The organism is Arthrobacter sp. 05N33_2, from assembly GCF_056397425.1.
On record NZ_JBFTNJ010000004.1, the window covers coordinates 103947 to 123611 of the forward strand.

Here is a 19665-nt window from a genome sequence, read left to right on the forward strand (position 1 = left end):
CGGAGTGGAAATCTGTGGTGCTGCGTCGGCGCCGCCTGGGCGAGCCGCACGTGCATGCCTTGGCCGCCCAGATCCAATCCCACCGTCTGGGCGGGGCCCGCCTCATCGCTGCGCTACCCCGGCACTTGTCGGGAATGGCGGTGGTTGGGGTTCCACCCTTTTCCGGGCAGGGGAGGGTAGCGTTCCATTATGAGTGCGCAGCAGCCTGACGATGTGTACACGCACGGCCACCACGAGTCGGTGGTCCGTGCCCATGCCTCCCGCACGGCGGAAAACTCGGCAGCGTTCGTGCTCCCGCATCTGATGCCCGGGACCTCCGTCCTCGACGTCGGCTGTGGGCCTGGCAGCATCACCTGCGACTTCGCGGAGCTGGTGGCGCCGGGCAGGGTCACAGGCTTGGACCGCTCCCCCGACATCATCGCCCAGGCCGCGGCCCTCGCCGTCGAGCGCGGCGTGGACAATGTCGGCTTTGCCGCCGGCAACATCTACGACCTCGATTTCCCGGACGAATCCTTCGACGTCGTCCACGCCCATCAGGTCCTCCAGCACCTCACGGACCCCGTCGCGGCGCTGCGGGAGATGCGGCGGGCGGCCAAGGCAGGCGGGATAGTGGCGGTGCGCGACGCCGACTTCCACGGCATGAGCTGGTACCCGGCCATCCCCGAACTCGACGACTGGATGGAGCTCTACCAGCGGATCGCCCGCCGCAATGGCGCCGAGCCCGACGCCGGCCGCCGGCTCGTGTCCTGGGCGCAGGCCGCCGGCTTCACGGATGTGGCGCCGTCCAGCAGCAACTGGCTCTACGCCACTGGGCATGAGCGGCGCTGGCAGGCCCGGGTGTGGGGCGAGCGGGTGCTGCATTCGTCCTTTGCCGACCAGGCGCTCGAGTACGGCCTGGCCAGCGAGGCGGACCTGGCCCGGATTTCCGCGGGCTGGCACCGGTGGGGCTCCACCGACGACGGCTGGTTTCTGATTCCCAACGGCGAGGTCATCGCCCGGGCGTGAGCGGCGGCCAGCGGTCACAGCACCGGCACAGCCCGCCGAAAGTGCAGCCATAACTCCGCGCCTGAGGCTGGGTACAGGCCGAATCCTCGGCCGGCCCGGAATTCCGGGCCCCAGCAAAGGAGTTTCACCATGGCAAGAATCAACAAGACCACCGCGGGCATCATGCTCGCTGCGGTGATCGGCGGCGGCGCCATCGGCGCATCGGCCATCCCCGCGATGGCTGCCGATTCCACCGGCAGCTCGTCCTCGGCCCAGGCCACCGACGGCTACGGCACCGGGGGCCAGCGCGGCCCGCACCAGGCCAACGGAAAGACGGAGGAGGTTCTCACCGGCGACACCGCCACGAAGGTCGAGGCGGCGGTAAAGGCCGCCCAGCCGGATGCGGCGATCGAGCGGATGGAGACCGACGCCGACGGCGCCACCTACGAAGCCCACATCACGAAGGCGGACGGCACGCGCGCCACCGTCCTGCTGGATGCGAACTTCACGGTGACCGCAACCCAGGAAGGCCAGGGCGGCCCCGGCGGCGGCCATGGCGGCCCCGGGGACACCGCCACGGATGGCTACACGTCCAACGGCTAACCCTTAGCGGGTCTTGGGCGTGCCCCTTGCACGCCCAAGGCCCGCGATGCTGGCGGCACGGCCGGCCTCCGGGGCGTTCGCCGTCGAGTTGCCTGCAGCCATTCCCTGCTTCCGGGTCTGCGGATAGGGTGCATTAGATATCTGCACTGGAGACCCACGGCAAGGAGAAACCCATGCGCAAATTGACGGCCGGCCTTTTCTGCTCTGTGGACGGCGTGGTTGAAGACCCGTTCAAGTGGCAATTCGACAGCTTCGACGAAGAGCTCGGCGCCGGGATGGGCGAGATGATGGGCCGGATCGACACTGCGCTCCTCGGCCGCGTGGGCTACCAGCAATGGGCAGAATACTGGCCCAACGCCGAAAGCGACGCGGACTTTGCCGGATTCATCAATCCGCTGCCGAAATTTGTCGCGTCCAGGACCCTGACAGGCGAGCTGGATTGGCAAAATTCACGCCTGATCGAGGGCCCGCTGGAAGACTTCGTCGCGGCCCTGAAGAACAGCGACGGCGGCGAAATCGGGATCTTCAGCAGCATTTCGCTGGTCCACCAGTTACTGTTCGCCGGGCTGCTCGACACCTTGATGCTGATCGTCCATCCCGTGATCGCCGGCAGCGGGCGGCGGCTGTTCAACGACGGCGATGCCCTCACCCGGCTGGAGCTGCAGTCGTCCCAGCAGACCAGCAAAGGCAACATGATTCTCAGCTACGGCCTCCGCCGCGACTGACTCCCGTCATCAATCGGACCCGCCACGGCCGGGACCGTAAACTTACCTGGTGCAACCCTCCCTTTGGCTGGCCCTGGCCGGCGCCGGCGTCCTGATCAGCTTCACTCCCGGCGCGGGCGCCATCAACACCATGAGCAACTCCCTGAACTCGGGATTCCGCCGGTCCCTTTGGGGCATCCTGGGCCAGCAGGCCGCCCTCGTGGTGCACATCCTGATCGTGGCCCTCGGCGTCGGGGTGCTCGTGGCGAGCTCACCGGTTGCCTTCAACGTGATCCGCTACGCCGGCGCCGCCTACCTGGTCTACCTGGGCATCCGGCAGTTCCTGCACAAGCCGGACCTGGACCAGGAGAAGGCCGCGGCCCTGCGCAACGAGCCGGGCCTGTCCATGTTCCGCCGTGGCCTCTGGGTCAATCTGCTCAACCCCAAAGCCGTGGTCTTCTTCCTGGCCTTCATGCCGCAGTTCATCCGGCCGGAGCAGCCGCTGCTGCCGCAGTACTTGGTCCTGGCCGCTACCGTGATCGTGATCGACGTGGCGGTCATGTGGTTCTTCTTCGCGGCTGCGGCCCGGTCCTTCCAGCGCTTCACCCGCGACGCCCGCGGACAAAAGGTCCTGAACCGGACGTTCGGCGGGCTCTTCGTCGGCGTCGGCGTCCTGCTGGCCGCAATCCACTAGGCACCGCGGCCGCCGGCGTCCCGGCACCGGCGGCCGGCTCACCGTCCGGGACCGCTCCCCTGTCAGACGTGGCCGGGCGCCAGCTTCCGAAGGTCCGCTTTCCGGATCTTGCCGCTCGCTGTCCGGGGCATCTCGTCCACGAAGACGACTGATTTGGGGATCTTGTACCTCGCCAGCCGGCCCTCCAAGTGGGAGCGCAGCTGCTCTTCCGTGAGCCGGGCGCCCTCCCGCAACAGCACCACGGCCCGCGGCACCTCGCCCCATTTCTCGTCCGGCACCCCGATCACCGCGACGCTTCCGACGGCGTCGAGCTCGGCGATCGCCTGCTCCACCTCGGCGGGATAGATGTTCTCCCCGCCGGAGATGATCATGTCCTTGAGCCGGTCGGAGATGAACACGAAACCGTCCGGGTCCTTGTAGCCCATGTCGCCGGACTTGAACCAGCCGTCCCCTGTGTAGGAGTCCGACGAGGCCTCGGGCCGGTTCCAGTACTGGTGGATGACGTTGGGACCCTTGATCTGGATCTCCCCCACCATTCCAGGCGCAGCGGGCCCGGACGCCGGGTCGAGGGGATCGGCCACCCGGACATCGGTGAAGAAATGCGGCAGTCCGGAGGACCCGGCCTTGTCCCGGGACCTCGCCGCCGGCAGCGTAGTGGCGCCCGGTGCCGTCTCGGTCATACCGTAGCCGTTGGAGAAGCGCAGCCCCCTCCGCTCGTAGGCTTCCAGGACCCGCATCGGCACCGCGGATCCGCCGCAGGTCAGTTTGTTCAGCGAACTGAGGTCCGTGGCGTCCCAGTCCGGGTGCTCGCACAGCATCTGGTAGGTCGTGGGCACCCCGCTGATAGTCGTTGCGCGGTGCTGCTGGATCAGCTCGAGCGTCCGGCGGGGATCGAACTTGGCCTCCAATATCACGGTGCCACCTTTGAGGAGCGTGGGCAGGACGCCCATGTCCAGGGAGGCGACGTGGAACATCGGGGAGATCATGAGAGCCACGTCGGTGGAGGCAAAGTCGAAATCGACCAGCACGTTGATGCAGTTCCACGTGATGTTGCCGTGGGTCAGGAGCGCGCCTTTGGGGTTTCCGGTGGTTCCGGAGGTGTAGAGGATCATGGCGGCGTCGTCCAGGCCCACGGGCTCGTCCGGCGCCAGCGCCGCACCGGACGCAATGACGGCCTCTCATACGCCTCCACGGCGGTTCCCCGGCCAGCGCCGCCGTCGGCCCCGCCGTCGGGCAGCGTTGAATCGGGCAGCGTTGAATCGGGCAGCGTTGGATCGGGCACTGTTTCGGCTGGCGCTGTCGACTCGTCGACGACGATCCGCGAACCCACGGCCGTCTCCGCCGAGCCGCGTTCGGCGAGCACCGCGAGCGACGCCGAGTGGACCAGCACGACAGCGCCGCTGTCCCTGAGCTGGAACTGGATCTCGGGCGGCGCGAGCCGGGTGTTCAGCGGGACGAAGACGGCACCGGCCAGGCCGGCGGCGAAGAGGGTCTCCAGGAAGGAGGGATCGTTTTCGCCCAGGTAGGCCACCCTGTCGCCTTTGATTACGCCGCGGTCCCGGAGGGCGTTGGCGAGCCGGGTGGAGCGTCCCGCGAGCTCGCTGTAGCTGAGACTGCGTTCCCCGGCGATGATTGCGGTCTTGGTGCCCGACTTCGGGCGGCGCCGTTGCAGCCACGAGCCGATGCCAAAATTCTCCACGGAAAATCCTTTCTAGTTAGACGGTAGCGCCAGCGGGCCTGGTTAGGACCGGACAGTCTGCAGATCGTTGTTCTTGGGCTCTCGCGTCAGCAGGATGAAGACGATCGACACGACGGACATGATGGTCAGGTACCAGACCACGGCGGCCGTGTCCTGTCCGGAATCCTTGAAGATCTGCGCCACGATGCCCGGCGTGAATCCCGCGCCGAGGAGCGTGGCGAGCTGGTAGCCCAGCGAGGCGCCGGTGTAGCGCGAGGTGGTGCCGAACTGCTCGGACACGAACGCCGCGAGCGGGCCGAACAGGGTGGAATGGATCATGAGGCCCACGGCGAAGGCCACGAAGATCAGCCCGATGTTGTTGGAGGACAGGAGCTGGAACATCGGCGTGAGGTACAGGATGAAGAGCACCAGGCCGCCGATCATGACGGGCCGCCGTCCCAGCTTGTCGGAGAGCCGGCCGCCCATGATCACGAAGGCGATGGACACGAAGGAGGCGGCCGCGAAGGCGTAGAGAACGCCCTGCCGGTCCGCACCCTTGGACACGGCGTAGGTCACGGAGAACGTGGCCAGCACCACCTGGAGCGCAAACCCGGCCGCGCCGGCCAGCATGGTGAAGATCAGGGTCTTGGGCCGGCGCAGGACCTGCAGGAGGGGAATCTCGCGGCGCACCGGCGCGCTGCCCGGCACCGTCCGCTGGGTGTTGTCCCGTTCGGCCTGTTCCCGCTCGGCTTTCTCTTGTTCCAGTGCCGCCTTGAAGATGGGGCTTTCGGAGACCTTGAGCCGGACGAACATGCCGATGCCCAGCAGGACGAAGGACAGCAGGAACGGCACGCGCCAGCCCCAGGCCAGGAACTGCTCGTTGGGCAGGGCCGCGAACGCGCCCATCACCAGGGTGCCCAGCACCGCGCCGGTGGGGGCGCCGGCGTTGACGAACGAAGCCGCGAAGCCGCGCTTGCCCGATTCCGAATGCTCCAGCGCCATGAGGGCGGCGCCGCCCCACTCCCCTCCGACGGCAATGCCCTGGCAGACCCGGAGGATCACGAGCATCACGGCACCCCAGGCTCCGGCCACCGCGGCGCCGGGCACCAGTCCGATCAGGGTGGAGGCGATGCCCATGACCAGCATCGAGACAATCAGCATGTTCTTGCGTCCCAGCCGGTCGCCGAAGTGGCCGAAGATGATGCCGCCGAGGGGCCGTGCCACGTAGCCGGCGGCGAACGTCCCGTAAGCGGCCACCACCCCCACCCATTCGTCCGCGCCGGAGAAGAACACCTTGGGAAAGACCACCGCGGCGGCCGTGGCATAGAGCAGGAAGTCGTAGTACTCGATGGTGCTGCCGAGATAGCTGGAGGCAATGACGGTCCGTGCTTCACGGCGACGCGTACCCGCGTCCATGGCCTGCAACTGCGAAATTTGGGACATCGTTGTTCCTTATGGCAGAGGGGGGATGGTGAAGGGGTGTGGCGGTTTACTTGTAGAAGCGGGCGAGGAACTCGGCCACGACGGCCGGGCGTTCCTGGCCTTCGATCTCGATCGTGTTGGCCACCTTGATCTGGGCGCCGCCCTTGACCTCGGTGACTTCCGCGATGGTGGCCCGCATGCGGATGCGCGAACCCACCTTGACGGGGGAGGTGAAGCGGACCTTATCGAGGCCGTAGTTGACCTTGGTGGTGACGCCGTCGACGTCGAACAGCTCGCCCCAGAACGGGATGATGAGCGAGAGGGTGAGGAAGCCGTGGGCGATCGGGGCGCCGAACGGGCCGTCCTTGGCGCGTTCCGGGTCCACGTGGATCCACTGGTCGTCGCCCGTGGCGTCGGCGAACTTGTTGATCTGTTCCTGGGTGATTTCACGGTAGTCGGTGACGCCGAGGTCGGTGCCGGCGAGGGTGAGGAGTTTGTCGAAGTCGACGACGAGGTTGGGCATCTTTGGCTCCTGGAGCGGTTGGGTTTGGTTGTACGACGACGGCGGAACACCGTCAGCGGGTAAAGAGCGTCAGCGGGTAAAGAGCGTCAGTGGGTGAAGGCGCTGTGGCCGGTGAGTGCCCGGCCGACGATCAGGGCATTGATCTCGTGGGTCCCCTCATAGGAGTAGACGGCCTCTGCATCGGCATGGAACCGTGCGACGTCGGCCGCGAGCGTGATGCCGTTGCCGCCCACCACTTCGCGGGCCAGCGCCACGGTCTCGCGCATCAGCAGGGAGGTCTGCATCTTGGCCAGGGCCGAATCCTGGTCCCGGTAGATGCCCTTCTCCTGCTGTTCGGTCAGCCGGACCACCAGGGACAGCGCCGAGGTGACGTTGCCGAGCATCCGGGCGAGCTTTTCCTGGACGAGCTGGAAGGACGCGAGCGGGCGGCCGAACTGCCGGCGCCCGGAGACGTAGCGCAGCGCGGCTTCGAAAGCTCCTGCCGCGATGCCGGCGGCGATCCACGCGACGTCCGAGCGCATGGCCCGCAGCATCGCCGCCACGTCCCGGAACGAGTTCACGTTGTGGAGCCGCCTGGCCTCGGGGACGCGGACGCCGTTGAGGGTGATGTGGGCGTTCTGCATCATCCGCAGCGCGGTCTTGCCGTGGATCTTCTCCAGAGTCACGCCGGCCGCCTCGCGGTCCACGAGGAAAGCCTTGACCTGGCCGTCGGCGACGTCGCGGGCGAAGACGGCAAGGACGTCGGCCGTTGCCGCGCCGCCGATCCAGCGCTTGGCGCCGTCCAGGACCCAGGTGTCGCCGTCCGGGCCGGTCTCACGCCCCTTTTCCCTGCGGGCCGTCGTCGCGAGTCCGCCGGCGATGTCGGAGCCGGATTCCGGCTCGGTCAGCGAGAAGACGCCCTTGAGCGAGAAGTCGATGACCCTGGGCATCCATTCGGCCTGCTGTTCCGCGGAGGCCCCGACCCGGATGGCGGTCCGGAACAGCCCGGCCTGGGCCGTGTACCAGGTGGCCAGCGAGGCGTCCGTGCGGGCGAGTTCGAAGATCCGGAAGCCCTGGTAGATGCCCCGGGCCGGTGTCTGACCCGCACCCGGGGCGCCGGTCAGTTCCGCCGGTTCCATGAGGTCCAGATCGATCAGCGGCCGCGCGAGCTGGTCCGGGAACTCGCCGCGCTCCCAGTAGTCGGCCAGGAGCGGCCGGGCCTGGGTGTCCAGGAACTCCCGCAGCCGCCCCAGCACTTTCCGCTCCCCGTCGGTGAGGAGGGATTCGGCGTCGTAGTAGTCGCAGACGCCGTAGAGGCGCTCCTGGGCTGTTGTCTGGGGCGCGGTTTCCACGGACACCTCAGCCACCGAGCCCGAGCAGGCGGACGGCGTTGTGCTTGAGGATCTTGGGCCGGACCTCGTCCTTCAGCGGCAGGTCCGCGAAGGCGCCCAGCCATTTCTGCGGGGTGATGAGCGGGAAGTCGGTGCCGAACAGGACCTTGTCCTGCAGGACCGAGTTGGCCATCCGGACCAGGGACTCCGGGAAGTACTTCGGGGACCAGCCGGAGAGGTCGATGAACACGTTGGCCTTGTGCGTGGCGATCGAGTTGGCCTCGTCCTGCCACGGCACCGAGGGGTGGGCCATGATGATTTGCAGCTCCGGGAAGTCCGCGGCCACGGCGTCGAGCAGGAGCGGGTTGGAGTAGGCCAGTTTGATGCCGTACCCGCCCGGGAGCCCGGCCCCCATGCCGTTCTGTCCCGTGTGGAAGATGGCCGGCAGGCGCAGTTCCTGCAGGGTTTCCCAGAGCGGGTAGAACTGCTCGTTGGAGGGGTCGAAGCCCTGCAGGCTCGGGTGGAACTTGAACCCGCGCACGCCGAGGTCGATTGCCTGGTACTTGGCGCCCTGGATCGCCTCGGCGCCGGTGCGGGGGTCCACGCTCCCGAAGGGGATCAGGACGTCGTTGTTCCGCGCCGCCCCGGCAATGAGGTCCGGGATGCTGTTGGGCTCGTGCTTGAGCTGGGTCCGGGCGTCGACGGTGAAGACGACGGCGGCCATGTTCAGTTCGCGGTAGACCTCGGCGATCCGGTCCAGCGAAGGGCTGCGGTCCTCGGCCTTGAAGTACTTGGCGGAGGCCTCGGTCAGGGCCGCCGGAAGGGACTCGTGGCCGTGGCCGTCCACTTCGAGGTGGACGTGCATGTCGATCGCATCGAGTGAGGCGGCGTCGATGCCGGGTTCGTAGCGCTCGGCAGCCATCTCAGCGGACCTCGGCCGGTTCGGGCTGCAGTTCCGCCGGCAGCGGCAGGAAGTCCTCGCCGACGCTTTGCAGCTTGTCCCCGAAGAGCGCGCCGAAGTTGTCCACGAGATCCTGGTAGCCCCAGCCGCCCTCGCGGTATTCGGTGGCGGCGGCGTCGGGGTGGGTCCAGAGTTGCAGCCGGTCACCGCCCGCTCCGATTGCCTGGCCGGTGACGCCGGCGGCCGCGTCGGAGGCCAGGAAGGCCACCAGCCCGGCGACGTCGCCGGCCGTGCCAAACCCGAGGTCGTGGCGGAAGAAGGCCGGCATCGTCTCGCCGCGCTCGTCGGCCTCGACGGCCTTCTGGAAGTACGGGACGGTCTTGGTCATGGCGGTGGCGGCCACGGGAATGACGGCGTTGGCGGTGACGCCGGCTTTCTTCATTTCCAGCGCCCAGGTGCGCACCATGCCCACGATTCCGGCCTTCGCGGCGGCGTAGTTGGTCTGGCCGAAGTTGCCGCGCTGGCCCGTCGGGGAGCCGATGGTGATGATGCGGCCGGGAATGCCGTGCTCCTTGAAGTAGCCGAAGGCCTCCCGGGCGCAGGTGAAGGTGCCGCGCAGGTGGACGTTGATCACGGCGTCGAAGTCCTCGTCCGTCATCTTCAGCAGGCTCTTGTCCCGCAGGATGCCGGCGTTGGTGACCAGGATGTCCAGCCGGCCGAACTCCGTGACGGCCGCCTGCACGAGCTTCTTGGCGGCGTCGGAGCTGCCCACCGGGGCGACGACGGCGGCTGCGCGGCCGCCGTCGGACTGAATCGTCCGGACAGCGTCGGCGGCGACCTCGGCGTCCACATCGTTGACGACGACGGCGGCGCCATGGCGGGCCAGTTCCCGGGCGTAGGCCAGGCCGAGGCCCCGTCCGCTTCCGGTGACGATTGCTACTTTTCCTGACAGGCTCATTGCCGCTCCTTTGCTAGCTGCCTTGTGCATCCGGCCCCGCGGCGTGGGATGCTGTTCTGTATCCATGAAAATATGGATAGTTGAAAAAGTCAACGATTTATTTTTTGGACTATTGGAGTTGGGCATGGCGACCGAAGTTGACGACGAGCCGGGCACCGAGCCTGTGGAGAAGCTCACGGCGGCAACCATCAGCCTGGACGCGGGTTTCCTGCTGGCCAAGCTGCATGCCGGCGGGTCGGTCCTGAACAACCGCGCCCTGGCCGCGTTCGATCTCAAGGAGCGTTCCTATTCGGTGCTGGCCCTGGCCAACAGCGGGCTGGAACCAACCCAGCGGGAGATGGCCGAGTTCCTCAGCCTGGACCCGAGCCAGATTGTCGCCCTGATCGACGAGCTGGAGAAGCGCGGGCTGGTGATCCGGGCGCCCGGGAAGCTGGACCGGCGCGCCAAGATTGTTTCCTCGACCCCGGAGGGGGAAGCCCTCTTCCGGCGGGCCGAGGCCGCGGCGCGTGACGCGGAATCCGCCGCCCTGGCCGGCCTCAGCGCCCCGGAGATCGCAACCCTCAAGGGGTTGCTCCGCAAGGCGCTGTGGGGACCGGCAGCCTGATCGCGGCCGCTCAAGCGCCGCGGGAATACCCTTGGGGCAGGAGGGAGCCATGACCGTTCGCAGCGCCGGCCTTCTGCTGTACCGGCTAAGGGGTGCATCACCGCCCGGCGGGGCGCCGCCATCCGGCAGCACACCGCAGCTTGAGCTCTGGATAGCCCACATGGGCGGACCGTTCTGGGCCCGCAAGGACTCCCGCGGCTGGTCCATCCCCAAGGGGGAATACCTCGCCGACGAGGACCCCCTGGCGGCCGCGCACCGCGAGTTCACGGAGGAAATCGGCACACCGGCACCCGCCGCCGACTACCACCGGCTTGGCGACTTCCGCCAGCCCTCCGGCAAGATCATCACGGTCTTCACGGCGGAAGCGGACTTCCGGCCCGAACGCATCGTGAGCAACACCTTCGAGCTGGAGTGGCCGAGGGGATCCGGCACGATCGGCAGCTTCCCCGAGATCGACCGCGCGGAATGGACCGCCGAGCCCGCAGCCCGGTCCAGGCTGGTCAAGGGCCAGCTGCCGGTCCTCGACGCGCTGGTCCGGCACCTCGGGCTGGAGCCGGCCGCACCCGGGCCCGGGCATGACAAAAACTAAAAGTCAGTTGACATTTTTTGTAATACTTCGCGGGGGCCAGCTAGCCAAGAGGCCCGGGATCGTTCATGCTTAGCTATGACCTCAATGTCGAGCCAGTACCGGATCATCGCGGTCTGCACCGGAAACATCTGCCGGTCCCCGATGGCGGAACTTATGCTGGCGGAGGCATTCCGGGCCGAGCGCCTCACGGGGGCCGTGGTCGATTCCGCCGGCACCACCGCGTATGAGGCCGGCCGGCCCATCGATCCCCGGGCAGCGCGCAAACTCACGGCGCAGAACATCGCTTCGGACCGCCACGTGGCGCGCGAATGGCGGCCCGAATGGTTCGCGAGCCGGGATCTGATCCTGGCCCTCGACGTCGACCACTACGGCTGGCTCCGGCAGGCAGCACCGGACCGGGTCTCGCTGGCAAAGATCCGCATGCTCCGCAGCTTCGACCCCGCCGTGGCGGACAAGGACCCGCTGGAGCAGGGCATCGAGGACCCGTGGTACGGCGGCCACACCGACTTCGACACCACCTGGAACCTCATCCGGGCCTCCCTTCCGGGGATTGTGCAGCACGTACGCATCGAGCTTGAGCGGCAGGACGGGCAACATCACGGCAGTGATCAACCCAATGCACAGCAGCCGGTACGCTCTATTTCATGAGCCCCGCACCCGTCATCATCGCAATCGACGGGCGCTCCGGCTCCGGCAAGACCACCCTGGCCATCGAACTGGCGGCGCGGTTGAGGGAGCACCACAAGGTCTCGCTCTTCCACCTCGAGGACATCTATCCCGGCTGGAACGGGCTGGCGGCGGGGATCGAACGCTACGTCACCACCGTGCTTTCGCCCTTGCGGCGCGGGGAGAACGCGGAATGGGTCAGCTGGGACTGGGCACGGCACTACGACGGCGAGACCCGCACCACACGCCCGGCCGAAATCGTCCTGGTGGAGGGCGTCGGTGCCGCCGCGGCGGCCGCAGTGCCCCTGCTGGACGCCGTGATCTGGGCGGACTCCTCCGACGCGGACCGCCGGGCCCGGGCGCTGGCCCGGGACGGCGAGACCTACGAGCCCTTCTGGGATCAATGGGCGGCCCAGGAAGCGGAGTGGCTGGCGGCCGATGACGTCCCGGCCCGCGCGGATCTGCACGTGCTCAACCTGGCGGACGGCACCGCCCCGGACGACGTCCTGCAGGCCCTTCAGTACCTTCCCGCCGTCGCCCCTGCCCTGCTGCCCGAACTCGCCGCCCGGCGCGGGCTGCAGTTGCTGGCAGAACGGATCGAGGCCCGGCCCGAAGCCGGGCAGCTGTTTGCGTCGCTCTTTGGCGGTTCACCCAACGCCGTGTGGCTCGACTCCTCCCTGGACCCGGCAGGACTGGCCCCGGAGGCCGCGGAGCGGAGCCGCTTCAGCATTCTGGCCGACGACGGCGGCCGCTTCGGCCAGGCCGTCCGGCACAGTTCCGGACGGACCCGCGTCAGCACGGGCCAGGCCACCGTGACCACCGATGGCCCGTTCTTCCGCTGGCTCGACGGCGTGTGGGGCCGCCGCGCGCTCCGCGCACCCGAGGCCTACCCGTGCGAGTTCACCCTGGGCTGGCTCGGGTACCTCGGCTACGAGCTCAAGCGCGAAACCGGCGGGAACGACGTCACGGCCGCCACCCCGGACGCCTGCCTGATCTTCGCCGGCCGTGCCGTGGTCCTTGACCACGCCGAGGGCACTGCCTGGCTGCTGACCCTGGACGCACCCGACGCCGGGGACTGGCTTCAGACGGCACGTACGGCCGTCACCGCGGCCGCGTCGGCGCAAGCGGCCGCTCATGCCTCCCCGGCCCAGCGTGTCAGCGCCCCGCAAACCACCGCCCCGCGCTTCGCCGCCCGTGACACGGAAGCCGGCTACAAGGCGAAGGTCACCGAGGCCCAGCGGGAGATCGCGGAAGGAAACACCTACGAGGTCTGCCTGACCACGGTGCTCACGGCTGCCTCGCCCGCGGGGCCTCACGGCGTGGATCCGTGGCCGGCCTACCTGGACCTGCGGCGCCGGAACCCGGCCCCGTTCGCCAGCTTCCTGCGGTTCGGCGGGCTCGCCGTGGCGAGCACGTCCCCGGAGCGGTTCCTGCAGATTGCCGCGGACGGCAGGATGCGGGCCGAGCCGATCAAGGGCACGCGCCGCCGGGACACAGATCCAGGCACGGATGCCGCCCTGCGCCAGGAGCTGGAGTCTTCGGCCAAGGACCGGGCGGAAAACATCATGATCGTGGACCTGTTGCGCAACGACTTGAGCCATTTCGCCGTCCCGGGTTCGGTGGCCGTCAGCCGGCTGTGCGCGATCGAGAGCTACGCCACCGTGCACCAGATGGTGAGCACCATCGATGCCCGGCTGCGGCCCGGGATGCCGCGGGCCGAGGCGGTTGCGGCCTGCTTCCCCGCGGGTTCGATGACCGGCGCCCCGAAGGTCAGCACCATGGCCATCCTGGACCGGCTGGAGGCCGCGCCGCGCGGCGTGTACTCCGGGGCGATCGGCTACTTCTCCCTGAACGGGGCCGCCGACCTCGCCGTGGCAATCCGGACCCTCGTGGTCAGCGCCCTCGGCGAGGGTGCCGCGGAACTGAGTCTCGGCGTCGGCGGCGCTGTCACCGCCGACTCGACCCCGCAGGAGGAGTACGACGAAATCCGGACCAAAGCGTTCGGCGTCCTCTCGACGCTCGGCGCCGGGTTTCCCACGGGCTGAGTCGGCTGTCCCGCCGGCCCCCGGCTACTGCAGGGTGGCCGTCAGCCGCGCGACGTTGTCCACGTATTTGACGCCCATCGGACGTTTCATCCAGTCCTCGAGCGTAAGTTCGCGCGAAATGCCCCGGTAGGTGTCCTCCACGGCGCTGATCCGCCGCACGATGTCCTCCCCCAGGAGCATCACCGAGACCTCCAGGTTCAGCGAGAAGGAGCGCATGTCCATGTTGCTGGAACCCAGCACGGCAACGTCGTCGTCGATCGTGAAGTGCTTGGCGTGCAGCACGAAGGGGGCCTTGTAGAGGTAGATCCGCACCCCGGCTTCAAGCAGCGCCTCATAGTAGGACTGCTGGGCGTGGTGGACCAGGAACTGGTCGCCTTTTTCCGAGACGAAGAGTTCGACGTCGACGCCGCGCTGCGCCGCCGTCGTCACCGCATACAGCAGCGAGTCATCAGGGACGAAGTACGGGCTGCAGATCGAGATCTTGCGCTGAGCCGAGTAAATCAGCGTGTTGAAGAGCCGCAGATTGTTTTCGGTGATGAAGCCGGGGCCGCTGGGCACCACCTGGGCGGTGATGTTGCCGGCGTGCAGTTCGGGCCGGTGCGCGAGCTGTTCCTCAATGGATTCGTCGGTCTCGCTGAGCCAGTCCGTGGCGAAGACGACGTTGAGCGTGGTGACGATCGGTCCACGCAGGCAGGCCATCAGCTCGACCCATTCGCGGCCGATCTTGCGGTGCTTGGGGTTGTTGTAGGAGGGCTCGATCAGGTTCTGCGATCCGGTGAAGGCGATCTCGCCGTCGATCACCATGATCTTGCGGTGGTTGCGCAGGTCCGGTCGGCGCCACTGCCCCTGCAGCGGGTTGAGCGGCAGCATGGGCCGCCAGCGGATCTTGCTGGCCTTGAGCCGGGCGATCAGCTTGCGATAGCCCTTGATGCGAAGCGTGCCAAGGTGATCGAACAGGACACGGACCTCGACGCCGCGCTCGGCGGCCTCTTCCAGCGCAGTCAGCAGATCGTCCGTGACGTGGTCCGAGCTCATGATGTAGAACTCGGCGTTGACGAAGGACTTTGCGCCGCGGACCGCCTCGGCCATCGCCTTAATGGAGTCGGGGTAGCCGGGCAGCAGCTCCACTTGGTTACCGTCCACCATCGGCAGCGAGCCCAGCGTCTTGTTCAGTTCCGCGGCGGAAGCCACCCATTCGGGTCCGGCGTAGCGGCTTTCCAGCATCGCCAGTTCTGAGGTCCCGGCGCGCACTCGGGTATTGACCGCGTCCTGCTGCGCGCGGCGCTTGCGGGAGAGCCGGAAGTTGCCGAACAGCAGGAACAGGAGCAGGCCGATGGTCGGCACGATGAAGATGCCCAGCAGCCAGGCCATCGCGGTGGTGGGCCGCCGGTTTCCGGGGATGATGCCCAGTGCCAGCACTCGGATGGCGAAGTCGATCACGGTCAAAATCAGAATCGCCCAGGACGGTAAAGTCTCCGCCAGCGGAAATGGCCAAAACACAGGCGAACCCCTCAACGTACAAGCCACGCGGAACAGTTCCGAACGGGCAGTGACCAAATCCTATCCCGGGACCACCGAGACTAAGCTTTAGCCATGACCACTCCTGCCCCTGTTCCCGCGCCCGCGACCGTTCTGGTCTTCCTCGACCCGGCGTTCGACGGCGGCCGCGTTGCCGACGCGTCGCAGCCGCAGCTGATGGCCACGGACCTGGGCGCCACCCGCGGCGACGGTGTTTTCGAATCCCTCCTGGCCGTCGGCGGCCGGCCCCGCAAGATCCAGGCACACCTGACCCGGCTGGCCGGCTCTGCCCGGCTTCTGGAGCTGGACATCCCCGCCGAGGACGCATGGCGGCGGGCGGTGGAAACCGCCATCCGCGAGTTCCGGGGGCAGGAACCCGCCGCGGCTGCAACGGGCGGCGCGGAGCAGGACGAGGTGGTGGTGAAGCTGATTGTCACCCGCGGGCCGGAGGGCGCGGCTGCCCCCACATGCTGGGTCCAGGCCTCCGCCCCGGCGGCCGCGGGACGGCGGCAGCGCGAGACCGGGATCGACGTCATCCTGCTCGACCGCGGCTACGACAGTGAAGTCGGCGAGCGCGCCCCGTGGCTCCTGCTCGGCGCCAAGACCCTTTCCTACGCCGTGAACATGGCGGCGCTGCGCTACGCCCACCGGCAGGGCGCCGACGACGTCATCTTCACGTCCGCGGACGGCCGGGTGCTGGAAGGTCCGACGTCGACCGTTCTGCTGGCCCACCTGGAAACCTCGGACGACGGCGCCGGCGGCGTCCGCACCATCCGGCGGCTCATCACGCCCCAGCTGGACAGCGGCATCCTGCCCGGCACGTCACAGGGCGCCCTGTTCACCGCCGCCAAGGCCGCCGGCTGGGAGCTGGGTTACGGCCCGCTGGAGCCGAAGGACCTGCTGGACGCCGACGCGGTCTGGCTGATCTCCAGCATCCGGCTCCTGGCCCCGGTGAACCACATCGACGGGCAGGAAATCGGCACCCCGGAACTGCGGCGCCAGCTCACGGCCGAACTCAACGCCCTCTTCGCGACCATCGAATAGCAACGCGGGGTCAGTTACGGCCCATCCCATGTCCCCGGATGGGCCGTAAGTGACCCCGCGTTGGTGTTGCGCTCACCCCAGGGCGTCCGCGGGCACTGCCGGGCACAGGCGGAACGAGGCCGGGTTGAACGCCGGGAGCATGAACGTTGCGAGCACGGCGTCGAGCATTTCCGGGGCCCAGGTGCTGTTCTCCCCCAGGGTCGCGCAGACACCCAGCACCACGGGCGTTCCGTCGGTGCGGCGGCGGATCTGGACCTGGACCGGCCCGGTCAGCCCGAGCGTGCGGACGGCGGCCAGGCCCAGCTTGCGCACATCCCCGGCCTGGTTCGCCGGCACCCTGCGGCTGACCTCGTCGCTGCCGGCGCGTCCATACGGAGTCCTGGTCTTCTCGAGGACCACCGCCACCGGCGCCATCGCGTTGCGTGCCGGGGTGCCGAACACCAGGCACACATAGTCGGCGCCCGGGATAAATTCCTGGACCAGTTGCCCCGCCGGCATGTTCTTCCAGCTAACGGAGTCGGTTCCGGCCAGCAGGTGGATACCATGGGAGCCTTTGAAGACCCGCGGCTTGACCACCACGGGGCCGCTGAGGCCGGCGAGGGAAGCCGGCGCGGCGGCGAGGTCGCCCGGAACCGCGAACCGGGGCACCGGGATGCCGGCGGCTTGCAGCGCCCAGGTGGTGAACAGGTGGTCGTTGGCGAGGGCCACCGCGGCGGGGTCGGCCACGATGATCCGCACGTCCTGGGCGAATCCGGCGCGGGCCGCGGCCAGGACCGGGAGTTCCACGGTGAGGGTCGGAATGATGACGTTGATGGCTTCGCGGTCCACCACCCGGCGCAGGTCCAGGACCATGTCCGGGTTCGTCGCCGGCAGGAGCCTGACCGCGGCGGCGGGAGCCTCCCCGGCCTGGCGGGTGTCGGCACGGGCGTCGGAGCCGAGGTACGGGAGGCCCCGGGCTTCGAGCTGGGCCGCGACGGCCCGTCCGGCGGCGCTTGTAATCCCGGTAACGAGTATGCGCGGGCCCACGATTGCTCCATTCCGCCGTCACCGGCCGGACCGCGGCTGCGGCTCCGACCGTTCCAGCCACCGATTCCCAGACAGCTTGTTGATGGACAGACGGGTCGATTCCGGGACTGCTTGATTCACACATTGCTCGAATCACCTGCAGCTCCGGCCGACTCGTCGGACCTAATCCCCCCAGTAAACGGCGAAACGTCCCGGCAGACACGAGTGGGCTGTACCCGAAACTGGAGCCCGCCACTACTCGCCCGGGCCGCGGTCCGGTTACGGAACATGACGACGGCGGCGGTGCGGGCCGGCGTCGCAGGTGTTACGTTTTTGGGGAGTAATGAGAACCGGTGCCAAGCCCTGACTGGCCGGTCGGCAACCCTCCCTTTCGCGGCGGGGTGCCTCAGGTGAATACTCGGCAATCGAGAATTCGAGCTGCAAGCGTGAAAGAGGAGATCCGTCGTGACCGACACGTCAATACCCACAACAGCCGCACCCGGCACAGCACCCGGTACCGCACCCGGGGGCGAGGAGAGGCTGGCCTACCGCCTGTTCACCGGGGCGGATGACCGCGCCTTTTGCGAGCGGGTGTCAGCCGCCCTGGCCGAGGGCTACGTGCTGCATGGAAGCCCCGCCGCCAGCTTCAACGGAAGCACCGTGATCGTGGCGCAGGCGCTGGTCCTGCCGGCCGCGATTGCCAGTGCGGACGCCGCCGTGGCCAATGCGGTTGATGAGCTCGACGCCGACGAATTTGGCGCCGACGGGGCCTTCGCGGGCCACGCATGAGCTACGCCGGAGACCTCAGCCCGCAGGAGGCGTGGGCCAAGCTGGAGGCCGGAGCCATCCTGGTGGATGTCCGGACCGAGGGCGAATGGGCCCACATCGGCATCCCGGACACCGCGGCCGCGGGCGAGAGCCGCAACGATCCGCTCTTCATCCAGTGGAACCTCGCCGGCGGCACGCCGAACCCGCACTTCGTGGAACAGCTAAGGCAGCAGGCGCCGGAGGACACCGCCGTCGAACTGGTGTTCCTTTGCCGTTCCGGGGCCCGGTCGATCGCGGCCGCGACGGCCGCGACGGCCGCCGGCTACACCTCGTACAACGTCCTTGAGGGCTTCGAAGGCGAGACCGACCGCTTTGGCGAACGCACCGTCAATGGCTGGAAGAACCGCGGCCTGCCCACCAACCTCGGAAAGATCTAAGTGACTTTCAATCCCGACGCCGCCGGCTGGGCGGCCGACACCCAGGCCGTCCGTGGCGGCCTTGACCGCACCGGCTTCCAGGAAACCACCGAGCCGATCTTCCTCAACTCAGGATTCGTCTACGAGTCCGCGGCTGCCGCCGAGCGCGCCTTCACCGGTGAGGACGAGCGCTTCGTCTACTCCCGCTACGGCAACCCCTCCGTCGCCACCTTCCAGGAGCGGCTCCGGCTGCTCGAGGGAACGGAGGCGTGTTTCGCGACGGCGTCCGGCATGTCCGCCGTCTTCACCGCCCTGGGCGCGCTGTTGGCGGCCGGCGACCGGGTGGTCGCGGCCCGCTCGCTGTTCGGCTCGTGCTTCGTGATCCTCAACGAAATCCTGCCGCGCTGGGGTGTCGAGACGGTCTTCGTGGACGGCCCGGACCTGGAGCAGTGGAAATCCGCGCTGTCCGAGCCGACCACGGCGGTGTTCTTCGAGTCGCCGTCGAACCCGATGCAGGAAATCGTGGACATCGCCGCCGTGAGCAAACTGGCGCACGCGGCCGGCGCCACGGTGGTGGTTGACAACGTCTTCGCCACCCCGCTGCTCCAGCGCTGCGGCGACCTCGGCGCGGACGTGGTGGTCTACTCCGGCACCAAGCACATCGACGGCCAGGGCCGCGTCCTGGGCGGGGCCATCCTGGGCACCAAGGAATTCATCGACGGGCCCGTCAAGCAGCTCATGCGGCACACCGGTCCGGCGCTTTCGGCGTTCAACGCCTGGGTGCTCACCAAGGGCCTGGAGACCATGGCCCTGCGCGTCAACCATTCCTCGGCCTCCGCACTGCGGCTGGCCGAATGGCTCGAGGGACAGCCTGCGGTCGGCTGTGTAAAGTACCCGCTGCTGCCGTCCCACCCGCAGTACCCGCTCGCAGTGCAGCAGATGAAGGCCGGCGGGACCGTGCTCACCCTGGAACTGCAGCCCTCCCCCGGGCGCACGGCGAAGCAGGCCGCGTTCGCACTCCTGGACGCGCTGCGGATCATCGACATCTCCAACAACCTGGGCGATGCCAAAACGCTCATCACGCACCCGGCCACCACCACGCACCGCGCGATGGGCCCGGAAGGCCGCGCGGCGATCGGGCTCAGCGACGGCGTGGTCCGGCTGTCGGTGGGCCTGGAGGATGTGGAGGACCTGATCCGCGACCTCGGCCAGGCGCTCAAGCAGGTCTAAACA

Annotated in this window: 19 protein-coding genes, 1 pseudogene and 1 riboswitch; of the genes and pseudogenes, 12 read left to right on the plus strand and 8 right to left on the minus strand. The window is 68.3% G+C overall.

Features of this window, described 5'->3' with window-relative positions:
• Positions 1-189 precede the first annotated feature (189 nt).
• The 4 genes from AC1DHX_RS04850 to AC1DHX_RS04865 all read left to right on the plus strand — a co-directional run bounded on the left by AC1DHX_RS04850 (position 190) and on the right by AC1DHX_RS04865 (position 2985).
• Complete coding sequence (locus AC1DHX_RS04850; RefSeq protein WP_243180592.1) at positions 190-1005, plus strand: methyltransferase domain-containing protein; 816 nt, start codon at positions 190-192, stop codon at positions 1003-1005.
• 129 nt (positions 1006-1134) lie between these two features.
• Entirely contained in the window at positions 1135-1587 is a 453-nt protein-coding gene (locus AC1DHX_RS04855) for a hypothetical protein (protein ID WP_476860337.1), read from the plus strand.
• 173 nt (positions 1588-1760) lie between these two features.
• The gene (locus AC1DHX_RS04860; RefSeq protein ID WP_476850751.1) at positions 1761-2312 is read left to right on the plus strand and encodes a dihydrofolate reductase family protein; all 552 of its coding nucleotides are present in this window, start codon (positions 1761-1763) and stop codon (positions 2310-2312) included.
• A gap of 49 nt (positions 2313-2361) precedes the next feature.
• Positions 2362-2985 carry a LysE family transporter gene (locus AC1DHX_RS04865; RefSeq protein ID WP_476850752.1) on the plus strand — a complete coding sequence of 208 codons (624 nt, stop codon included), beginning with the start codon at positions 2362-2364 and terminating at the stop codon, positions 2983-2985.
• 62 nt (positions 2986-3047) lie between these two features.
• On the opposite strand, the pseudogene AC1DHX_RS04870 reads toward AC1DHX_RS04865, so the two are convergent.
• The 6 genes and pseudogenes from AC1DHX_RS04870 to AC1DHX_RS04895 all read right to left on the minus strand — a co-directional run bounded on the left by AC1DHX_RS04870 (position 3048) and on the right by AC1DHX_RS04895 (position 9777).
• Positions 3048-4684 (minus strand): annotated as a pseudogene (locus AC1DHX_RS04870) (acyl-CoA synthetase).
• Positions 4685-4726: 42 nt separating this feature from the next.
• Positions 4727-6106 (minus strand): MFS transporter, encoded by a 1380-nt coding sequence (locus tag AC1DHX_RS04875; protein WP_476857337.1) that lies wholly within the window; start codon positions 6104-6106, stop codon positions 4727-4729.
• A gap of 46 nt (positions 6107-6152) precedes the next feature.
• The gene (locus tag AC1DHX_RS04880) at positions 6153-6608 is read right to left on the minus strand and encodes a MaoC family dehydratase (RefSeq protein ID WP_018774069.1); all 456 of its coding nucleotides are present in this window, start codon (positions 6606-6608) and stop codon (positions 6153-6155) included.
• Positions 6609-6694: 86 nt separating this feature from the next.
• Entirely contained in the window at positions 6695-7939 is a 1245-nt protein-coding gene (locus tag AC1DHX_RS04885; protein WP_476860338.1) for an acyl-CoA dehydrogenase family protein, read from the minus strand.
• A gap of 7 nt (positions 7940-7946) precedes the next feature.
• Positions 7947-8840, minus strand: coding sequence for an amidohydrolase family protein (locus tag AC1DHX_RS04890; protein ID WP_476860339.1), 894 nt, complete (start codon positions 8838-8840; stop codon positions 7947-7949).
• 1 nt (position 8841) lies between these two features.
• Positions 8842-9777, minus strand: coding sequence for an SDR family NAD(P)-dependent oxidoreductase (locus AC1DHX_RS04895; protein ID WP_476860340.1), 936 nt, complete (start codon positions 9775-9777; stop codon positions 8842-8844).
• 124 nt (positions 9778-9901) lie between these two features.
• Here AC1DHX_RS04895 and AC1DHX_RS04900 point away from each other — a divergent pair, with 124 nt between their 5' ends.
• The 4 genes from AC1DHX_RS04900 (at position 9902) to pabB (ending at position 13681) form a co-directional block, all read left to right on the plus strand.
• Positions 9902-10381, plus strand: coding sequence for a MarR family winged helix-turn-helix transcriptional regulator (locus tag AC1DHX_RS04900; RefSeq protein WP_476860341.1), 480 nt, complete (start codon positions 9902-9904; stop codon positions 10379-10381).
• A 49-nt stretch (positions 10382-10430) separates the two neighbouring features.
• A complete protein-coding gene (locus AC1DHX_RS04905) occupies positions 10431-10970 on the plus strand; it encodes an NUDIX hydrolase (RefSeq protein ID WP_476860342.1) in 540 nt (179 codons plus the stop codon).
• Between the two features lie 75 nt (positions 10971-11045).
• Complete coding sequence (locus AC1DHX_RS04910) at positions 11046-11618, plus strand: low molecular weight protein-tyrosine-phosphatase (protein WP_476860343.1); 573 nt, start codon at positions 11046-11048, stop codon at positions 11616-11618.
• Complete coding sequence (gene pabB / locus AC1DHX_RS04915) at positions 11615-13681, plus strand: aminodeoxychorismate synthase component I (protein WP_476860344.1); 2067 nt, start codon at positions 11615-11617, stop codon at positions 13679-13681. The genes AC1DHX_RS04910 and pabB overlap by 4 nt, the downstream gene beginning before the upstream one ends.
• 24 nt (positions 13682-13705) lie before the next feature.
• Here the strand turns inward: pabB and cls are convergent, their stop codons facing one another.
• Entirely contained in the window at positions 13706-15181 is a 1476-nt protein-coding gene (cls, locus tag AC1DHX_RS04920) for a cardiolipin synthase (protein WP_374706716.1), read from the minus strand.
• Between the two features lie 93 nt (positions 15182-15274).
• On the opposite strand from cls, the gene AC1DHX_RS04925 reads away from it, so the two are divergent.
• On the plus strand, positions 15275-16243 hold the full coding sequence (locus AC1DHX_RS04925) for an aminodeoxychorismate lyase (protein ID WP_476850762.1): 969 nt from the start codon (positions 15275-15277) through the stop codon (positions 16241-16243).
• 72 nt (positions 16244-16315) lie between these two features.
• On the opposite strand, the gene AC1DHX_RS04930 is transcribed toward AC1DHX_RS04925, so the two are convergent.
• Complete coding sequence (locus tag AC1DHX_RS04930) at positions 16316-17269, minus strand: ATP-grasp domain-containing protein (protein ID WP_230008542.1); 954 nt, start codon at positions 17267-17269, stop codon at positions 16316-16318.
• 318 nt (positions 17270-17587) lie between these two features.
• A riboswitch (SAM riboswitch) is annotated at positions 17588-17701 on the plus strand.
• Between the two features lie 27 nt (positions 17702-17728).
• Here AC1DHX_RS04930 and AC1DHX_RS04935 point away from each other — a divergent pair.
• From AC1DHX_RS04935 to AC1DHX_RS04945, 3 genes are read left to right on the plus strand one after another with little or no spacing between them, the layout of a single operon-like run.
• Positions 17729-18037, plus strand: a complete 309-nt coding sequence (locus AC1DHX_RS04935; protein ID WP_230008543.1) for a DUF1737 domain-containing protein — start codon at positions 17729-17731, stop codon at positions 18035-18037.
• Positions 18034-18453, plus strand: a complete 420-nt coding sequence (locus tag AC1DHX_RS04940) for a rhodanese-like domain-containing protein (RefSeq protein ID WP_476850764.1) — start codon at positions 18034-18036, stop codon at positions 18451-18453. The genes AC1DHX_RS04935 and AC1DHX_RS04940 overlap by 4 nt, the downstream gene beginning before the upstream one ends.
• A complete protein-coding gene (locus AC1DHX_RS04945) occupies positions 18454-19662 on the plus strand; it encodes an O-succinylhomoserine sulfhydrylase (RefSeq protein WP_476860345.1) in 1209 nt (402 codons plus the stop codon). It abuts the gene before it with no gap.
• The last annotated feature ends 3 nt before the right edge of the window (positions 19663-19665 follow it).